Source organism: Paenibacillus sp. DP01, assembly GCF_044784315.1.
In the GTDB taxonomy this organism is placed as follows: domain Bacteria; phylum Bacillota; class Bacilli; order Paenibacillales; family Paenibacillaceae; genus Paenibacillus; species Paenibacillus polymyxa.
On record NZ_CP173059.1, the window covers coordinates 2,204,988 to 2,222,882 of the forward strand.

At 46.0% G+C, this 17,895-nt stretch carries 15 protein-coding genes and 2 pseudogenes; 16 read left to right on the forward strand and 1 reads right to left on the reverse strand.

The genetic code is table 11. The features are described 5' to 3' along the window. Nucleotides 1-92 precede the first annotated feature (92 nt). The 11 genes and pseudogenes from rplS (at nt 93) to ACH59B_RS10015 (ending at nt 10,415) form a co-directional block, all read left to right on the forward strand. Nucleotides 93-437 (forward strand): 50S ribosomal protein L19, encoded by a 345-nt coding sequence (gene rplS / locus ACH59B_RS09965; protein ID WP_007429998.1) that lies wholly within the window; start codon nt 93-95, stop codon nt 435-437. A 101-nt stretch (nt 438-538) separates the two neighbouring features. Further along, entirely contained in the window at nt 539-1,165 is a 627-nt protein-coding gene (lepB, locus tag ACH59B_RS09970) for a signal peptidase I (RefSeq protein WP_016819281.1), read from the forward strand. Between the two features lie 87 nt (nt 1,166-1,252). Beyond that, nucleotides 1,253-2,113 carry a ribosome biogenesis GTPase YlqF gene (ylqF, locus tag ACH59B_RS09975; RefSeq protein WP_026065473.1) on the forward strand — a complete coding sequence of 287 codons (861 nt, stop codon included), beginning with the start codon at nt 1,253-1,255 and terminating at the stop codon, nt 2,111-2,113. A gap of 208 nt (nt 2,114-2,321) precedes the next feature. Next, a complete protein-coding gene (locus tag ACH59B_RS09980; RefSeq protein WP_080561206.1) occupies nt 2,322-2,969 on the forward strand; it encodes a ribonuclease HII in 648 nt (215 codons plus the stop codon). Between the two features lie 90 nt (nt 2,970-3,059). Further along, nucleotides 3,060-5,183 carry a DNA ligase gene (locus ACH59B_RS09985; RefSeq protein ID WP_404303642.1) on the forward strand — a complete coding sequence of 708 codons (2,124 nt, stop codon included), beginning with the start codon at nt 3,060-3,062 and terminating at the stop codon, nt 5,181-5,183. Continuing rightward, complete coding sequence (locus ACH59B_RS09990) at nt 5,180-5,479, forward strand: EscU/YscU/HrcU family type III secretion system export apparatus switch protein (RefSeq protein ID WP_016819285.1); 300 nt, start codon at nt 5,180-5,182, stop codon at nt 5,477-5,479. The genes ACH59B_RS09985 and ACH59B_RS09990 overlap by 4 nt, the downstream gene beginning before the upstream one ends. Further along, nucleotides 5,479-5,862 carry a YraN family protein gene (locus ACH59B_RS09995; RefSeq protein WP_016819286.1) on the forward strand — a complete coding sequence of 128 codons (384 nt, stop codon included), beginning with the start codon at nt 5,479-5,481 and terminating at the stop codon, nt 5,860-5,862. The genes ACH59B_RS09990 and ACH59B_RS09995 overlap by 1 nt, the downstream gene beginning before the upstream one ends. 155 nt (nt 5,863-6,017) lie before the next feature. Then, complete coding sequence (locus ACH59B_RS10000) at nt 6,018-6,569, forward strand: nitroreductase (RefSeq protein WP_404303643.1); 552 nt, start codon at nt 6,018-6,020, stop codon at nt 6,567-6,569. Nucleotides 6,570-6,729: 160 nt separating this feature from the next. Further along, nucleotides 6,730-7,268: pseudogene (locus ACH59B_RS10005) on the forward strand (magnesium chelatase domain-containing protein); the annotation flags it as partial. Between the two features lie 1,144 nt (nt 7,269-8,412). Then, nucleotides 8,413-8,575 (forward strand): annotated as a pseudogene (locus ACH59B_RS10010) (EscU/YscU/HrcU family type III secretion system export apparatus switch protein); the annotation flags it as partial. A 220-nt stretch (nt 8,576-8,795) separates the two neighbouring features. Then, nucleotides 8,796-10,415 (forward strand): YifB family Mg chelatase-like AAA ATPase, encoded by a 1,620-nt coding sequence (locus ACH59B_RS10015; protein ID WP_016820939.1) that lies wholly within the window; start codon nt 8,796-8,798, stop codon nt 10,413-10,415. A 278-nt stretch (nt 10,416-10,693) separates the two neighbouring features. Here the strand turns inward: ACH59B_RS10015 and ACH59B_RS10020 are convergent, their stop codons facing one another. After that, nucleotides 10,694-11,122, reverse strand: coding sequence for an organic hydroperoxide resistance protein (locus ACH59B_RS10020; protein WP_016820940.1), 429 nt, complete (start codon nt 11,120-11,122; stop codon nt 10,694-10,696). A 147-nt stretch (nt 11,123-11,269) separates the two neighbouring features. Here ACH59B_RS10020 and ACH59B_RS10025 point away from each other — a divergent pair, with 147 nt between their 5' ends. From ACH59B_RS10025 to topA, 5 genes are all read left to right on the forward strand, one after another. Next, on the forward strand, nt 11,270-11,740 hold the full coding sequence (locus ACH59B_RS10025) for a MarR family winged helix-turn-helix transcriptional regulator (protein ID WP_016820941.1): 471 nt from the start codon (nt 11,270-11,272) through the stop codon (nt 11,738-11,740). Nucleotides 11,741-12,080: 340 nt separating this feature from the next. Continuing rightward, nucleotides 12,081-13,241: an ADP-forming succinate--CoA ligase subunit beta gene (gene sucC / locus ACH59B_RS10030; protein ID WP_016820942.1), complete on the forward strand. Its 1,161-nt coding sequence runs from the start codon at nt 12,081-12,083 to the stop codon at nt 13,239-13,241. Nucleotides 13,242-13,290: 49 nt separating this feature from the next. Further along, a complete protein-coding gene (gene sucD, locus ACH59B_RS10035; protein ID WP_013370665.1) occupies nt 13,291-14,220 on the forward strand; it encodes a succinate--CoA ligase subunit alpha in 930 nt (309 codons plus the stop codon). A 228-nt stretch (nt 14,221-14,448) separates the two neighbouring features. Then, a complete protein-coding gene (gene dprA, locus ACH59B_RS10040; RefSeq protein ID WP_025364647.1) occupies nt 14,449-15,567 on the forward strand; it encodes a DNA-processing protein DprA in 1,119 nt (372 codons plus the stop codon). Nucleotides 15,568-15,782: 215 nt separating this feature from the next. Continuing rightward, nucleotides 15,783-17,885 (forward strand): type I DNA topoisomerase, encoded by a 2,103-nt coding sequence (gene topA, locus ACH59B_RS10045; RefSeq protein ID WP_016820944.1) that lies wholly within the window; start codon nt 15,783-15,785, stop codon nt 17,883-17,885. Nucleotides 17,886-17,895 lie beyond the last annotated feature (10 nt).

The window sequence follows — 17,895 nt, forward strand, 5'->3', positions numbered from 1 at the left end:
TGTGTAATACGGTGGTCCTCTGTGGATGATGAAGGAAACGGAAGAGTTTCCAGAAGAAACATGAACACCTGTACGGAAGGAGGGAGTCATAGATGAATATCGTCCAAGCGATTACTGAAGAACAACTGCGTAAAGATTTGCCTAACTTTCGTCCTGGTGACACTTTGAAAGTGCACGTGAAAGTTATCGAGGGAACTCGTGAGCGTATCCAGTTGTTTGAAGGTGTAGTAATTAAACGCCGTGGTGGTGGAATCAGTGAGACTTTTACAGTTCGTAAAATTTCTTACGGTGTAGGTGTGGAAAGAACTTTCCCGCTTCATTCCCCAAAAATCGATAAAATCGAAGTGGCTCGCCGTGGTAAAGTGCGTCGTGCGAAGCTTTATTATCTTCGTGAACTGCGCGGTAAAGCAGCGAGAATTAAAGAAATTCGTCGTTAATACAACGAATAACGAAAGGGGCTTGGTTACAAGCTCCTTTCGTTTTTTCTACGTACATAGGGAACTGTGGATTATTGACCGTAAAGAGAGGACAGTGAGCTATGGAACAAGAAGTAGGACAAGGAGCTGTACAGCAGCCAACTGATCAGGATGGTACGCCCAAGCGTAAACCAAAAAATGAGATTTTTGAGTGGCTCAAGGCCATCATTATTGCGTTAGTGCTTGTCTTTTTAATCCGCTGGCTTCTCTTTAAGCCTTTTATTGTGGATGGCCCGTCGATGCAGCCTAACTTTCATACCGGAGAACGCGTCATTGTAAATGAGATTTTGTATGATTTTCGTGCTCCTAAACCGGGTGAAGTAATTGTGTTCCATGTCCCGGAAGAAAAGAGAGACTTCATCAAGCGCGTCATCGCCGTTGCGGGTGATACGGTCAAAGTAGAAGGTGACACGATTACAGTAAATGGTAAGCCGATTCAAGAACCTTATCTCAAGACTTCTTTGGAAGAAGCACATCAAAATGGCGAGCTTTACAACAAGTTTACCAATTTTCCAAATGAGAAATTTAAGGATGGAAAAGTGCCAGAAGGGCATATTTTTGTTATGGGCGATAACCGTTCCAATAGTACAGATAGCCGGATGATTGGATACATTGATTTGAAGGAAGTCGTTGGCCGGGCTGATGTCATTTTTTGGCCGGTGAAAGATATGCAGTGGATTAACCACTAGAAATAACTAATAAGCAGCATAGCTGCCGTAACCCTAACTAGGAGCCTAAGGGTAAATGTAGGGGTTACGCTCAATGGGGTGATGACGGTGACGATTCAATGGTTTCCTGGTCACATGACCAGAGCGCGCCGCCAAATTGAAGCAAAATTAAAGCTGATTGATTTGGTTATTGAGCTGATTGATGCTCGGTTGCCGCTTTCCAGCCGAAATCCGATGATTGATGATATTTTGCAAGGCAAGCCGCGAATGATTATTTTGAACAAGGCAGATTTGGCGGACCCTGTAGTATCACAGCAATGGATTGCCTACTTTAAGGAGCAGGGGCATGTAGCCTTTCCGGTGGATGCCTCGACAGGGACGGGGCTCAAAGAAATTCCGGTTCAGGCCAAGCTGTTACTTAAGGAAAAAATAGACCGGCAGATTTCGAAGGGAATGAATCCGCGTCCTATACGTGCTTTGATTGTCGGAATTCCAAATGTCGGCAAATCGACATTGATCAACCGAATGGCAGGACGTAATATTGCAGCTACAGGCGATCGTCCAGGAGTAACGAAGGCGCAACAGTGGATCAAGACCGGTGAAATTGAGTTGTTGGATACACCAGGTATTTTGTGGCCTAAATTTGAGGATCAGAACGTCGGCTATCGTCTGGCAGTTACAGGCGCGATCAAGGAAGAAATTCTAAATGTAGAGGACATTGCCTTTTTCGCGACAAAATATTTTGTCCAATATTATTGGGATACCATGGCAGAGCGTTTTGAGCTTACCGAACGTCCTGAGGATACAGAAAATCCAGATGATGTTGTGAGCGTTATGGAGGCTATCGGACGTAAACGTGGCTGTATTGTGAGTGGCGGGCGTGTAGATCTCGAAAAGGCGTCAAAAATTATTTTGCGTGAGCTGCGTGCAGGCAAGCTGGGACGATTCAGTTTAGAAGCACCATACTGATAATCCTAGTACACCCGATACAGAAGATTGCATTTTGTGGCAAGGAAGAACCTTCCTCATCTCTCCGGAGAGGAGGAAGGTTTTTTGGTATGTAAAGGTAGATAGAAAAGGGTTTTGAACGGTAGAGGTATGTGGTAAGCTGAATTCAATCGCTAGAGCTACGGCATGAGTGAAGCTTAAACTACGTAAAGATGGGCAGGTATTGAATATGGAAGCTAAAGAGAATGCAGTAAAGGACATGCTACACTATGAAAAAAAATGCTGGGAGCAATCTTGTGAGCGGATTGCAGGTATTGACGAGGTGGGGCGTGGATGTCTGTTTGGAGATGTTGTGGCGGCAGCAGTCATTCTGCCAGTAGGTGAGCTATTGGAGGGTGTAGACGATTCCAAAAAATTGACGGACAAGAAAAGAGAAGCCTACTACGAACTGATTATGGAGAAGGCAATCGCTGTAGGAATTGGTCATGTAGACGCGCGGATGATTGATGATATCAATATTAAACAAGCGGCTCGTTTAGCTATGAAAAAGGCTATTGAGGCTTTGCATGTGTCTCCCGATTATTTACTTGTGGATGCAGAAAAGGTAGATGTGCCTATTCCCCAGCTATCCATCATTAAGGGGGATGCGAACAGTCAGTCTATTGCAGCAGCTTCTATCATTGCCAAGGTGACCCGTGATCGGCTATGCAAAGGTGAATGGGATGCGAAATATCCGGAATATGGGATTGGTATACATAAAGGTTATGCTACCAAGTTGCATAGAGAACAAATTTTGGCGCTAGGGCCTACAGAAATGCATAGACGCAGCTTTCTGGGCAATTTGTTAACCGAGCAACCAACGTTGTTTGATCTGTAGGTACTTATTATGAATCAGGACAATACCGATATAAAATATATCTAATATTACAGGCCCTTTTGATAGGGGAAGAGCGAGGGGAGGGGCGATATGAACATCGGATCTGTATTCCGTGGATTACTTGGAGATGTGAAGGCGGGAGAGGCGAAAAAACTTGATATGCAGCCAGGCCAGGTCGTAAGAGGAGTCGTATTAAAGGTGTCTGAGGACGGCGACGAGGCAGTGTTGCAAATACAGGGTTCTCAGGTTAGGGCAAAGCTGGAGACCCCTCTCCAACCTGGACAGACTGCAACGTTTCAGGTACAGCCGGCTTCTTCCAGTGGAATGACTGTGCTTAAGCCTCTGAATGATGCTGCCAATATGCCACAGCAAACCGTAGCGCTGACAGATGTATTGGAATCGGTGGGACTGCCGGATACAGCTCAGAACAGAGAGCTTATACAGGCAATGCAAAAGAATGGTGTGCCGTTGACATCTGAAAATGCGGCTTCTTTACAAGAAGCCTTGTCGAAGCAAAGCGGTAATGTGCAATTGGGCACATTTGTACAGGCAGCGGCAGTTGCCTTTCAGCGGGGACTCCCATTAACAGCCGAAAGCATAAATGGATTGCGCCAAACGATGTTTGGGCCTCCTTTAAATGATCTGTTGTCATCGTTGGAGCAAGAACTTGAAGCGGTGTTAAAGCAGCAAGGGCAGGGAACGCCCACTGACCGTTCAGTTGGGGAAGCAACAATAAAAAGCGCTGACCGAACGTCAGTTAGTCCAACAGGCACTTCTTCTGTGATGATTGCAGATGGACAGGAAGGCCAAACTCTTACATTGTCCAAGGAGCCCTCTGGCACTGCCGCTGCAAAACAGGCAGAAACGGGACAACAAGCCACAGGTGGCAAGGAATTGTTAAAAGGGACTCAGGCAGCCAATCTTGCTGCTACAGTGAGCGAAGCGAGTGTTTGGGCTACCGATTTGGATACTCCGGCGGGATCTACTGCATTTGCAGCCAACGGGACTGCCTCAAAAGAGCCGGAAGCAGTTAACGGACGAGGAGCGACAGTGGTATTGGACGCTGGTGCAAATGCGCCTGAATCGGACGCTGCTGACGCATTAAACGGCTCCCGTACTAAAGTGGAGCAACCACAGCAAGCTACTGTGGCAGGTACGCAGCTTAAGGATGCCGATGGTGCTCCAGCTCCGGCCACGGCAGAGCCTGCGGGAGCGAAGTCTGCCTTAAACGTAGTCATGGCAGACCGTCCTTCTGCACAGTCAGCAGCTGGCTCTGCGCCGCCCTCCGCGGCGGGCAACGCTGCTACGCTAGAGGCTCCGATCCAGCGGCTGCGTCTCCTGCTGCAAGAGCTGCGTGCAGCAGTGCCACTCGAACTGAGCACGGCTGCGCCAGATCAGCCCAAGGGAGAGGTAGCGCAGCCAGCGGCTGGCGCTTCGCGTACGGCAGATGCTGACGCTTCACAGCCTGCGGCGACGAGCACGAAGATCAGCCCTATGGAGGATCCGTGGGTAGGCCGCGTGCTGAAGCTACTCGGTGCTGAGCACGAGCAGCAGGTACACCGCTCGACTGCACAGCTCGCGCAAGGGACGGCGGCACGTACGGAGCCGCCCGAGGGAGCGCGGCAGACGCTGCCGGGATTAGCGGCTACGGCAGACGACTCCGTGTCAGCGGCCGCAGACACCGTAAAAGGGGCACTACTCCAGCTAATGAGCAGTGACGACCTGCCGCCTGCTTTGAAAGAGGCGGCACAGCAGGTTGTACAGCACCTGACAGGCCAGCAGCTGCTGCTCAATACAGACCGAACGGCGCCTTTTGCACAAGTGCATATGTTTATACCGTTTATTGGACCGGACGGTCGTGAAACAGCTACAATCCAGATTCAGTCCCGCCGCGGCAAACGCGGAGAACTGGATGCCTCCAACTGTCGACTTTGGTTTGATTTGGACATGAAAGGGCTTGGTCCGACGCTGGTGGATGTGCAGGTTGTAGATCGGATTGTAAGTCTCAAGCTTCATAATGATCAGGATTGGGCGGCTTCGCTGCTAACCAGTGGACGTGAGTCCATTCGCACCGCGCTGGAGTCGCTAGGCTACCAACTTCTAACGTTGCGAACCGAGCCTATGCCCGTAAGGACTGAACAGAGCAGCCCTGCCTCTTCCGAGGTACAAAGCTATGTGCCTCAGCCGTACAAAGGAGTCGATCTTAAAATATGAAAGAGCCCTTGGAACCTCCTTCACCTTCCATGAAGAAGGCGGTCGCCCTTAAATATACGCCCGGTGAGAGCGAAGCGCCGATTGTCGTTGCCAAGGGGAGCGGCCGCATTGCGGACAGTATTTTAGAAAAAGCCAAAGAGCATGGCGTTCCTGTTCAGGAGGATGCTGCGCTGGTTGAAGTACTGTCCAAACTTGATTTGGACGAGCAAATCCCAGCTGAACTCTATCAGTTGGTAGCAGAGGTGCTAACCTATATTTATCAAATGGATCGGCTTGCTCCAAGAGATGACTGGTGATGGGGTATGATATGAAGACGAGAGGCAAGGATCAACGGAAAGCCAAAGGAGCAATGGGAGAAGATGCTGCAGCTTTGTTTTTAGAAACCCTGGGTTATCGTATCCTAGACCGCAATTGGCGATGCCGCAGCGGGGAAATAGATCTGATTGCCAGGCAGGAGCATATACTCGTGTTTATTGAAGTACGTAGCCGAAGTAGCTCCAAATATGGAACACCAGCAGAATCAGTTACTCCGCGTAAAATCACCCAGGTTCGTCAAACAGCCGCAGTATACTTGCATATGAACGGAATTGGAGATGCTCCAATTCGTTTTGATATGATTTCTGTACGATTATCTGATGAAACGGCTGTGGTTACGGACCATTTTATAGATGCATTTTAAAAGAGTAAGAACTTTTGCAAAGGTTGGAGCGCAGGACTGAATTCATATGTACAGGTTGACAGAAAGGAAAGCTGCAGGTATATTTTATTGAGAATAGTTATCATTTTCATTCTATAATGAATATCTAGTCGTTGTACCTGTGAAGGAGGATTTACGTGACAAAGCATACCTTTAGTGAACATGTCATAGATGTAATTCAGGAACGCCGGACGATTAAACGATTCAAATCTGACTCTATCCCGGTAGATACGATTAAAGAACTACTGGACGTCGCGGTATGGGCTCCTAATCATAAAATGCGTGAACCGTGGCGCTTTCTGTTGTTTGCTGGTGAGGGACGGAGAAAGCTTGCAGAGGCAATTGCCGCCGATATCGGTAAGGATAACAAGTTTGAAAATGGGATTCTACACAACCCGATACAGCTTTTAGTGGTGATGGAAGAAGACCCGCGTCAAGCGGTTTGGGATGAAGATTTTGCAGCGGTCAGCGCGCTTGTACAGAACTTTATGCTTGCTGCATGGAGCAAAGGAATCGGAACGTTTTGGGTGACAAAACCATTTCTGTATTCGCCTAAATTCCGTAAATGCTTGGGAATTCAACCAGGTGAGAAGGTAATTGGAATGATATATGCAGGCTATCCTGAAGTTATCCCGGAATCAAGACCACGTACTCCAGTAGCCGATAAGTTAACCTTGATTGACAAATAATCTGTCGTCAGATAAGCTTAGTTGAGGGTTTGAAATTAGGATTGAGAGCTAAATGTAAAACATTATATTTGCAATGAATGAAAATTTGGAAGCACCTTTTTTCATATAGGCAATGATTCCCCAGAGGAACATTTCAATATGAGGAGAGGTGCTTTTTGATATGTATGGAAAATTACATGGAGCGTGTCTATATGGGATAGATGGCGTTCTGATCGAAGTTGAGACTGATTTGTCCAATGGCTTGCCTCAAACCGCGATAATCGGATTGCCGGATTCAGCGATTCGAGAGGCAGTAGAGCGTGTGAGAGCAGCAATCAAAAACTGCGGATTCAAATATCCATCCCAGCGTGTCACGATTAACTTAGCTCCTGCTGATTTGCGTAAGGAAGGCTCATCTTTTGATCTTGCCATCGCTTTAGGCTTGCTGACAACCAGTGAGCAGGTGTTTTACCGGTGGGGGAACGAACGCTGTTTATTGGCGAGCTGGCGCTGGATGGCAGCATTCGTCCTGTGATGGGGTGTTGTCCATGGTTGATCTGGCCAAGCGAGAGGGATTCGATTCCGTGCTGCTTCCTCAAGAAAACGCAAGCGAGGCACGTCTAATTACGGATATACGTATTTACGCTATACGTCATACGCCATCTAGTGCATCTTATTCCGGTTAATGATCATGCACAAGGCACCCCAGACGGCCACGTGATGGAGTTCCTTGATCTTCATTTGTAGCGTGGCAATCCGCTTGAGCAGCTCTCCGTCGTTTTTCGTTCGCTCACTTCAATCAAGTTTACGAGCATAGCCCTGACATCGCGGTTTTTTTTTATTGCCTACTGATAAAGATGGTCATTTTTTTCAATCTGTTTGTCTGTTTCGATTCTATAAAAACTAGCATATTCTATATTATTACAAAAGAAGGGAAGTTGATTCGAATGGGAAAAGTAAATTCTTCTAGAAAAATTCTGAAACCTACGCGTCGCCTAAGAACTAAAGCAGGTACCGCATTCATTTTTAGTCTCAACAATGTAGGTCCGAATTTGTTCCAAAGTCGCTTGAACCTGGCTGGGTTTGTTAATTCCTCAAGTAGGGTACTTGTCTCGATCACGGAAATTGGTATTTTTGGCGGTCAAGTTAAGCCGTTTCAAGGAGCTGCTACCATGACGATCCATAACGTCGTTCCGCATGACGACGGTATAGTAATTGTACGTGGGAATACTGGCTGGGGTAGTCCCCTCAATATACGACTTTCAGTCGTGGTTTTCTAATCGTTCAGACCTGCTGAACGCACTTCTCACGGGTGAAAACTGAAAACTCCCGCCACTACGCGGAAATAAAATGTCGAATTCGCGGCAGCGCACAGAGCAAAAAGTCCTGACCTCTCAGTTTTTTTTGTTCCTTCAATTTCTCATCAGACTTATCTATCGGAGAACGCAGTTATCCATGATGATCCATCCTTTAGTTAGGGTAAAGAAAATCAATAAAGAATGGAAATCGCACTCCCGCGTACGGCAATAGGAAACGCTCGTCAAGCCTTCGGCTTCTCCTCTTCGCGCCGACCCAAAGGGAGACGGCTTACTTGTCTTCTTTTTAGAGTTACGTCATCGTGGAAAGTAAACTCGACAATACATCATTCCTGATAAATTTTAAATTAATAGTATTTATGAAATTATAAGAAAATCACAAATGTGTTTAATAGAGCCTAAAAGAAAAAAGCGATCTCCCACCGAAAGGAAAACCGCCTAGTATCGCCAAACCCTTGATATTACTTGGTTTTTCAATGCGTGAAAATGTATCATAATATCCTTCTTATGGGACGGCCGGGTGCTAGAAAAACGATGCTCATCCGCAGGTCGCCCTTAAATATACGCCCGGTGAGAGCGAAGCGCCGATTGTCGTTGCCAAGGGGAGCGGTCGCATTGCGGATAGCATTTTAGAAAAAGCCAAAGAACATGGTTCCTGTTCAGGAGGATGCTGCGCTGGTTGAAGTGCTGTCCAAACTTGATTTGGACGAAACCCGGAATCAAGATCACGTACTCCAGCAGCCGATAAGCTAACCTTGATTGACAAATAATCTGTCGTCAGATAAGCTTAGTTGAGGGTTTGAAATTAGGATTGAAAGCTAAATTTAAAACATTATATTTGCAATGAATGAAAATTTGGAAGCACCTTTTTTCATATAGGCAATGATTCCCGAGAGGGACATTTCAATATGAGGAGAGGTGCTTTTTTGATATGTATGGAAAATTACATGGAGCGTGTCTATATGGGATAGATGGCGTTCTGATCGAAGTTGAGATTGATTTGTCCAATGGCTTGCCTCAAACCGCGATAATCGGATTGCCGGATTCAGCCATTCGAGAGGCAGTAGAGCGTGTGAGAGCAGCAATCAAAAACTGCGGATTCAAATATCCATCCCAGCGTATCACGATTAACTTAGCTCCTGCTGATTTGCGTAAGGAAGGCTCATCTTTTGATCTTGCCATCGCTTTAGGCTTGCTGACAACCAGTGAACAGATTGTTTTGCCAGTGGGGGAACGAACGCTGTTTATTGGCGAACTGGCGCTGGATGGCAGCATTCGTTCTGTAAATGGGGTGTTGTCCATGGTTGATCTGGCCAAGCGAGAGGGATTCGATTCCGTGCTGCTTCCTCAGGAAAACGCAAGCGAGGCACGTCTAATTACGGATATACGTATTTACGCTATACACCATCTGGCGGATCTTATCCCAGTTAATGATCATGCACAAGGCATCCCTGACGGCCAAGTGACCGATCAAAATTGTACTGCCAGTAAGCAAGTTATAATCCATTCCTATGGCCATTTACCTCAAGCAGAGCATATACCGTTGTGCGAGAAAGAAGAACTAGCCAGTAATATGGAGGATTACAGCGATGTGCTGGGTCAGCTACACGCCAAACGTGCATTAGTTATCGCTGCAGCAGGAATGCACAATATTCTTCTTATGGGACCACCGGGTGCTGGAAAAACGATGCTCATCCGCAGGTTGCCCTCTATCCTACCGCCTTTGACTGAAAAGGAGTCGCTAGAAGTGACCAAGGTATACAGCGCAGCAGGAAAATGGAAGGAGTCCTCGCCTCATCTCATGCATGTTCGTCCCTTCCGTGCGCCTCATCATACAATCTCTGCTGCTGGATTGGTGGGCGGAGGAGGCATACCCAAACCAGGAGAAATCAGTCTTGCACACCGAGGGATTTTATTTCTAGATGAGTTGCCAGAGTTTAGCCGCCATGTGCTAGAAGTGCTGCGGCAGCCCCTGGAAGACCACCATGTGACAATCAGTCGTTCACGTGCTGTATTTAAGTATCCGGCGCATTTTTTACTTGCAGCTTCTTTGAATCCGTGTCACTGTGGCTTTTTTGGCAATAACACGGAACATCAGCGCTGTACCTGTTCACCTACAGCAGTAGCTCGATACCGTTCACGTATTTCCGGTCCATTGCTGGATCGAATTGATCTTCAGCTTGAGGTATCACAACCAAAGGACTGGCGGGAGGAAAAAGAATCCCTGTCGTCTGCTGACATGAGAAAGCAGGTGTTGGTTGCTCGAGCAATACAAATCCGCAGATACAGTAAGCTTCCTTTTTCATGGAATAGTGAGCTGTCCGGTCAGATGCTGCGTAAATATGCAGTATTAGATCAAAATGCAGCGGAGCTGCTTAATCAGACGATGGATGCACTTGGTTTAAGCATGCGTGCGTATGATCGAATTCTCAAGCTGTCCCGCACCATTGCAGACTTACATGAGTCAGAGAAAATTACGACTTCACATGTGGCTGAAGCTATTCAATACCGCCATATGGATAAAGCAAGCGCCAATTTATCCGAAATGTAAAAAGGCGATAAAATTAGCAGATACAGTACGATCATTTTTACGGAAAAGTTTTCCAAAGGATATGTGTACGAGAGAAAACGGAAAAAAGGACAAAAAAAGCTCCAGGCAAAAAGACCTGGAGAAGAAAAAAAGATTATGACAATAGTGATTATACTATGAGTATATCAATTTCGTATATACGATTATGCATCATCTCCCATGTTACTTGATGGAAAAACAACAAGCCCCTTGACCAATATGGTTGAGGGGCTTGTTGTGAATTTCATTCTAACTCTAAGTTACAAAACGTTCAGTTTCACTTCAATATTACCGCGGGTAGCGCGGGAGTATGGGCATTGTTCATGTGCGCCTTCCACCAGTTTTACCGCAGTTTCATGATCTAGGCCTTTGACCAGAACGTCGAGGTTTACTCCGATTCCGAAGCCACCGTCTTCGACTTTGCCAAAATGGACCGTAGCTGTGACTTCGGTACCTTCATGTTTTACACGCTGCATGCGAGCCACCATATTTAAAGCACTGTCAAAGCAAGCAGAATAGCCTGCTGCGAACAGCTGCTCTGGATTTGTACCTGCACCACCAGCGCCACCCATTTCTTTTGGAGTATCAATATCTAAACGAAGTTCAGGGGAAGAAGACTCGATATAACCGTTACGCCCACCAACTGCTTTTACTGTTGTTTCATACATTTTTTGTTGAATGGTCATCATAATCCAATCACTGCCTCTCGCTCAATTTATATTTTACACAATTTAATTTATCAAAATAATTTTTGTTTGTAAAGTATTTTAGGCAATTAGAATGTATTTTGTTATATAATGTGCTAAAATAATGACGAAAGCAGGTGACTAGACAGCATGGAAAACAATTTTAATAAAGATGCAGCGTTGAAACTTGATAATCAGTTATGCTTTGCCATATATGCATGCTCCAGAGAGATTACAAAGCTGTACCAGCCTTATCTGGAAAAGCTTGGTGTAACGTACTCGCAATATTTGGTGCTCATCGTGCTTTGGGAGCGTGAAGAGTGTACAGTGAAGGAATTGGGTGAGGCGTTATATTTGGATTCTGGCACACTAACTCCACTATTAAAGAGGTTACAGAATGCCGGGTTGATCGATCGAAAGCGTTCCACTCAAGATGAGCGTAAGGTGCTGATTTCTTTGACGACAGAGGGAAGAGCGTTGCGGGATAAAGCCCTGTCTGTACCAGGATGTATACAAGAAAAAACAAGTATGACTCATGATCAATTTGGGTCGCTTTTGCTTCAGTTTAATGATCTGCTTGATCGTGTTCATCAAGCGAATGTACAGATTGAAAAATCATAATAGATACTTTCAGTTGCTCTTGCGAATTCTTACGACATGAGTTGTTGTTAACTGAAAGAAAAATGCCCTTAAATTCTAATGAAATAAAGTACCTCTCATTGCGGATTAGGTAATCCCATTTTGCGGAGGTGCTTTTTTTGTGTGAATTTGTATTAAAAAATAAAATCCAATAATATCCAAACATTCGATTTTGGGAATGATAATGATATCAAAATACTGTAATTCATGAGGTTAAATTATAAGGAAAGCGTTTTAAAAACATGTTACAATGATGTAGGTTTAGTATAGATTTCCTTGTGAACCGCCCTTGTTGCAGTCATGTTGATAGGAGGATTCCAGAATGAATATCCATGAATATCAGGGTAAAGAAGTATTAAAGCAGTACGGAGTGGCTGTACCGAACGGCAAGGTTGCCTACACGGTGGAAGAAGCCGTTGCTGCGGCAGAAACGCTTGGAAGCGCTGTTACGGTCGTAAAAGCACAAATTCATGCTGGTGGACGCGGTAAAGCGGGTGGCGTAAAAGTTGCCAAAGGTTTGGATGAGGTGCGTACTTTCGCTTCTGAAATTTTGGGTAAGGTGCTTGTGACACATCAGACCGGACCTGAAGGTAAAGAAGTCAAACGCCTTTTGATTGAGGAAGGCTGTGATATTCGCAAAGAATATTACGTAGGCGTTGTCGTGGATCGCGCTACTGGACGCATCGTATTGATGGCCTCCGAAGAAGGCGGTACGGAAATCGAAGAGGTGGCTGCGGCTACTCCGGAGAAGATTTTTAAAGCAGTTGTTGATCCAGCAATTGGGCTTCAGGTGTATCAAGCTCGTAAACTGGCGTATGAGATTAATATTCCCAATGAGCTGGTAAATAAAGCGGTTAAGTTTATGCTGGCGCTTTACGAAGCATTTGTGGACAAGGACTGTTCGATTGCAGAAATTAATCCCCTAGTCGTTACGGGTGATGGGAATGTAATGGCACTAGATGCCAAATTGAATTTTGATTCCAATGCGTTGTTCCGTCATAAGGATATTCTGGAATTGCGTGATTTGGATGAAGAGGACGAGAAGGAAATTGAGGCATCTAAATATGATCTAAGCTATATCGCTCTGGACGGCAATATTGGCTGTATGGTCAATGGTGCAGGTTTGGCGATGGCCACGATGGATATTATCAAATATTACGGTGGCGATCCGGCCAATTTCCTGGACGTTGGAGGCGGTGCAACAACGGAAAAGGTAACCGAAGCGTTCAAAATCATTTTGTCCGATCCGAAGGTAGAAGGTATTTTCGTCAACATTTTCGGCGGGATTATGCAGTGTGACATCATTGCGAATGGCGTCGTGGAGGCTGCCAAGCAGTTGGGGCTGACTCGACCGCTTGTTGTCCGTCTTGAAGGAACGAATGTTGAGCTCGGCAAACAGATTTTAGCGGAATCCGGTTTGAATATTGTGGCAGCTGATTCCATGGCGGATGGTGCCCAAAAAATCGTTGAACTTGTTCAATAGCCTGTTTGCATTCCGATATGCCGAATAAACGATAGGGGATGTGAAGATCGTGAGTATTTTGGTCGATAAGCATACAAAGGTGATTACACAGGGGATTACGGGAAAAACGGCGTTGTTCCATGCCAAAGGTGCACTTGATTACGGTACACAAATGGTAGGTGGCACCTCTCCAGGTAAGGGAGGCACCGAGGTAGAAATTACACTGGAAAACGGGCAACAGGTCAAACTGCCAGTGTTTAATACAGTAAGCGAAGCCAAGGAAGCTACAGGCGCAACTGCTAGCGTCATTTACGTGCCGCCGGCTTTCGCAGCGGATTCCATTTTGGAGGCTGTGGATGCGGAACTGGACCTCGTGATTTGTATCACAGAGGGGATTCCGGTGCTTGATATGATCAAGGTCAAACGTTTTATGGAAGGCAAAAAGACCGTTCTAATTGGCCCTAACTGTCCGGGTGTTATTACGCCAGGAGAGTGTAAGATTGGTATCATGCCAGGTTACATTCATCTGCCAGGTCATGTAGGCGTTGTGTCACGTAGTGGTACTTTGACCTATGAGGCAGTGCATCAGTTAACCACTAGAGGTATAGGTCAATCTTCCGCGGTTGGTATTGGTGGTGACCCAGTTAAAGGTTCAGAATTTATTGATATTTTACATCGCTTTAATGAGGACCCCAACACTCATGCTGTCATTATGATCGGAGAAATTGGTGGTACAGCCGAGGAAGAGGCTGCCGAGTGGATCAGGGACAATATGACGAAGCCGGTGGTTGGCTTTATCGGTGGGGTGACTGCGCCTCCAGGCAAACGGATGGGGCATGCAGGCGCCATTATTTCTGGCGGAAAGGGAACGGCAAAAGAGAAGATTGCTACGCTTGAAGCCTGCGGGATCAAGGTGGCGCCGACTCCTTCCGAAATGGGCTCGACACTGGTAAGTGTGTTGGAAGCGCGTGGTATTTTGAATCTGTGTACGACACATTAAATCGTGTTTCTTCATTAATATACAGGCTGTAAATCAGCATCGAAATTTGCTGCTGGCTAGTGTATAATGAAAGAAAGGTAAGCAACCTTTTTATCTTCTGAAACAGGGGATGAAAAGGTTGCTTTTTTTTGCGTTAAGACAGGCTTGTCAGGGAAACGCTTGCAAAATGATTCATTGTGCCACAAAATAAGGAAGGGTTCACTCTTCCATGAATGGGGGAACCACAGTTTGGAAGAAAGATGGCTTTTATTAGGTCTACATGAGTTAGAAGGAATCGGAAGAAGAACAATTCAGCGTATTTGGTCGAGTGATTATCGATTGCATGAGCTACTGCATTTTAGCGAACAAAAGTGGATTGAGATAGGCTTAAGTCCCAACCAGGCACGCATTGCGGCACAGTGTTACGATGAAGAATGGGTACATGAACGATATCAGCGAATTCAATCGAGTGATATTGGTATGGTAACTTATGTGGACGAAGATTACCCCCTATTAATGAAGGAAACAGTTGACCCACCTTGGGTAATGTATACAAAAGGGGATAAATCACTTTTGCACACATGTTCTGTAGCCATGGTAGGAACCCGCGTTCCTACTGCGTATGGTCGAAGAGCAGCGGAGATACTAACAGAGGAATTATGTAATGCAGGGATTACAGTAGTGAGTGGATTAGCGAGAGGAATTGACAGTATTTGCCATGAAACGGCCCTACGCCGGGGAGGCAACACGATTGGTGTGCTTGGAACAGCGATTGATCAAATTTATCCTCCCCAAAATGCCTCTTTGTTTGCAGAGATGGTTAGTAAAGGTCTGATCGTATCGGAGTATCCTCCAGGTACGAGGTCGCATCCCGGGATGTTTCCACAACGTAATCGCATTATTGCCGGTTTGACGAAGGGGACACTCGTTGTCGAAGCAGACGCTAGGAGCGGTTCCTTGATTACAGCGGATGCTGCGCTGGAGGCAAATCGAGATGTGTTTGCTGTTCCTGGGCCCATTACGTCACCGAAGAGTAGAGGCACGCTGAACTTGATTAAGCAAGGAGCCAAAACGGTCACTGAGGCTTCGGATATTATTGAGGAGTATGAAGCAGATTTGCGTACAAGGCAGGTTTCTTCATACAATAGAGAACAGAGTCTTAATCTTAAGAAGGTCTCCAAAGCATCAGAAAGTGAGACTTCTGAGGAAAATCGTGTGGTGGTGCTGCTGGAACAAGGAACCATGACACTGGATGAACTGCTTGATGCTACGGCATGGGATTTTGGACTTTTACACGCAGTTCTGTTATCGTTAATCATAAAAAAAAGGATCGCTCAGCTAGCGGGCACAAAATACAAGCTTATTTAGTAGTTGTTTTTGTCAAATCCTTAGTTAGTAAATGCGCAAAATTCAATTTTAAACATAGGTGGAGGGAAACATGGCGTTTATCCGCATCGCGGATACCTACTCCTTCCCCACTTCCTGAAATGTGTTGAACTTATAGCTCGTACTAACGAACTATACTCACCACATTTCAGGAAGTCTATCATATTCATGTGTGTAATTGAGAGGAGGAAGAGCCTATGGCGGATTCACTCGTCATCGTGGAATCGCCTTCCAAGGCGAAGACGATCGGCAAATACTTAGGCAGCAAATATATCGTCAAGGCTTCCATGGGTCATATCAGGGATTTACCTAAGAGCCAGATCGGCGTAGAGGTCGAAAATGATTTTAATCCCAAATATATTACCATTCGAGGCAAAGGCTCCATTCTAAAAGAGTTAAAGGATGCCCGAAAAAAAGTAAAAAAAGTATATCTGGCGGCTGACCCGGATCGCGAAGGTGAGGCTATTGCTTGGCATCTGGCGCATGCGCTGGAACTGGACGATACGGCGGATTGTCGTGTGGTGTTTAATGAAATTACGAAGCAGGCCGTCAAAGATGCTTTTAAAACCCCACGCAAGATCAATATGGATTTGGTCAATGCGCAGCAGGCACGACGGATATTGGATCGACTTGTCGGCTACAAAATTAGTCCATTGCTCTGGAAAAAGGTAAAAAAGGGTCTGTCAGCTGGGCGTGTACAGTCGGTTGCAGTGAAAATTATTTTGGACCGGGAAAACGAGATCAATGAGTTTGTACCGGAAGAATACTGGACGATAACAGCTAAACTAGCTATTAAGGACAGCACTTTTGAAGCGAAATTCCATAAGCTACGCGGCGAAAAGAAAGAGCTCTCTAGCGAAGCGGATGTACAAGAAGTGTTAGAAGCTATCGGAAAATCGTCTTACAAGGTGCGCGATGTGAAAGAGAAGGAGCGTTTACGCAATCCGTCTCCTCCATTCACAACAAGTTCCTTGCAGCAAGAGGCGGCTCGAAAGCTCAACTTCCGGGCATCTAAAACCATGTCTGTAGCGCAGCAGCTGTATGAAGGTGTGGATTTAGGTAAAGAAGGGACTGTGGGTCTGATTACGTATATGCGTACGGATTCCACACGGATCGCTACTTCGGCTCAAGAGGAAGCGAAAGAGGTCATTATTCAAAAATATGGCGAAGATTTTGTGCCTGAAAGTCCTCGTCAGTATTCAAAAAAATCGGCTAATGCTCAGGATGCGCATGAAGCGATTCGTCCAACCTCCGCCTTGCGTGATCCGGAAACCGTTAAGCCTTTTATGAGTAGAGACCAGTTCCGATTGTACAAACTGATATGGGAACGTTTTATGGCGAGTCAGATGGCTTCCGCTATTATGGATACTTTGTCCGTTGATATTGAAGCAGGCGAGACGATATTCCGGGCAGCCGGTTCGAAGGTTCGCTTTCCAGGCTTCATGAAAGTATATGTGGAGGGGAATGACGACGGTAAAACCGAAGAAGATAAGCTGTTGCCGCCACTTCAGCCGGGCGATAAGCTGAAAAAGGAATCGGTTGAACCAAAGCAGCATTTTACACAACCGCCTCCTCGCTATACGGAAGCACGACTGGTGAAGACACTGGAGGAATTGGGTATAGGACGCCCGAGCACGTATGCACCGACCCTGGAAACCATTCAGAAGCGCGGTTACGTCGCTATTGAGGAAAAGAAATTCTTCCCAACCGAGCTGGGAGAGTTGGTCATTGAGCAGATGGAAGAATTTTTTCCAGAGATTCTGAATGTAGAATTTACTGCGAATATGGAAGGTGATCTTGACCACGTCGAAGAGGGCGAAGGTGATTGGGTCAAGGTGTTGAGCGACTTCTATGAGTCATTCGAAAAGCGCCTGGAAGTGGCTGAAGAAGAAATGAAAGAAATTGAGATCAAGGATGAAGTATCCGACGTTATCTGTGACAAGTGTGGCAGTCAAATGGTATATAAGCTAGGCCGCTTTGGTAAATTTCTGGCCTGCTCTGCCTTCCCGGATTGCCGTAACACCAAGCCAATTGTCAAGGATATCGGGATGAATTGTCCTACATGCGGTGAGGGACATGTCGTCGAACGACGAAGTAAAAAAGGACGTGTCTTTTACGGATGTGACCGCTACCCAGAATGTGATTTTGTATCCTGGGATAAACCGTCCATTAAGCCTTGTCCAAGTTGCAGTGGCCTAATGGTCGAAAAACGTACTAAACAGGGGACGAAGCTCAACTGCACCGTCTGCGATCACAGCGAAATGCTGGAAGAGAGCGATGAGAGTGTAGAGACTTCTTAAGAACAAAGAT

Excerpts from the sequence above, each read along its gene's own strand:
- rplS (WP_007429998.1), top strand. The coding sequence starts at position 93 with ATGAATATCGTCCAAGCGATTACTGAAGAACAACTGCGTAAAGATTTG.
- lepB (WP_016819281.1), top strand. The coding sequence starts at position 539 with ATGGAACAAGAAGTAGGACAAGGAGCTGTACAGCAGCCAACTGATCAG.
- ACH59B_RS09980 (WP_080561206.1), top strand. The coding sequence starts at position 2,322 with ATGGAAGCTAAAGAGAATGCAGTAAAGGACATGCTACACTATGAAAAA.
- ACH59B_RS09985 (WP_404303642.1), top strand. The coding sequence starts at position 3,060 with ATGAACATCGGATCTGTATTCCGTGGATTACTTGGAGATGTGAAGGCG.
- ACH59B_RS09990 (WP_016819285.1), top strand. The coding sequence starts at position 5,180 with ATGAAAGAGCCCTTGGAACCTCCTTCACCTTCCATGAAGAAGGCGGTC.
- ACH59B_RS09995 (WP_016819286.1), top strand. The coding sequence starts at position 5,479 with ATGGGGTATGATATGAAGACGAGAGGCAAGGATCAACGGAAAGCCAAA.
- ACH59B_RS10015 (WP_016820939.1), top strand. The coding sequence starts at position 8,796 with ATGTATGGAAAATTACATGGAGCGTGTCTATATGGGATAGATGGCGTT.
- ACH59B_RS10020 (WP_016820940.1), bottom strand. The coding sequence starts at position 11,122 with ATGATGACCATTCAACAAAAAATGTATGAAACAACAGTAAAAGCAGTT.
- ACH59B_RS10025 (WP_016820941.1), top strand. The coding sequence starts at position 11,270 with ATGGAAAACAATTTTAATAAAGATGCAGCGTTGAAACTTGATAATCAG.
- sucC (WP_016820942.1), top strand. The coding sequence starts at position 12,081 with ATGAATATCCATGAATATCAGGGTAAAGAAGTATTAAAGCAGTACGGA.
- topA (WP_016820944.1), top strand. The coding sequence starts at position 15,783 with ATGGCGGATTCACTCGTCATCGTGGAATCGCCTTCCAAGGCGAAGACG.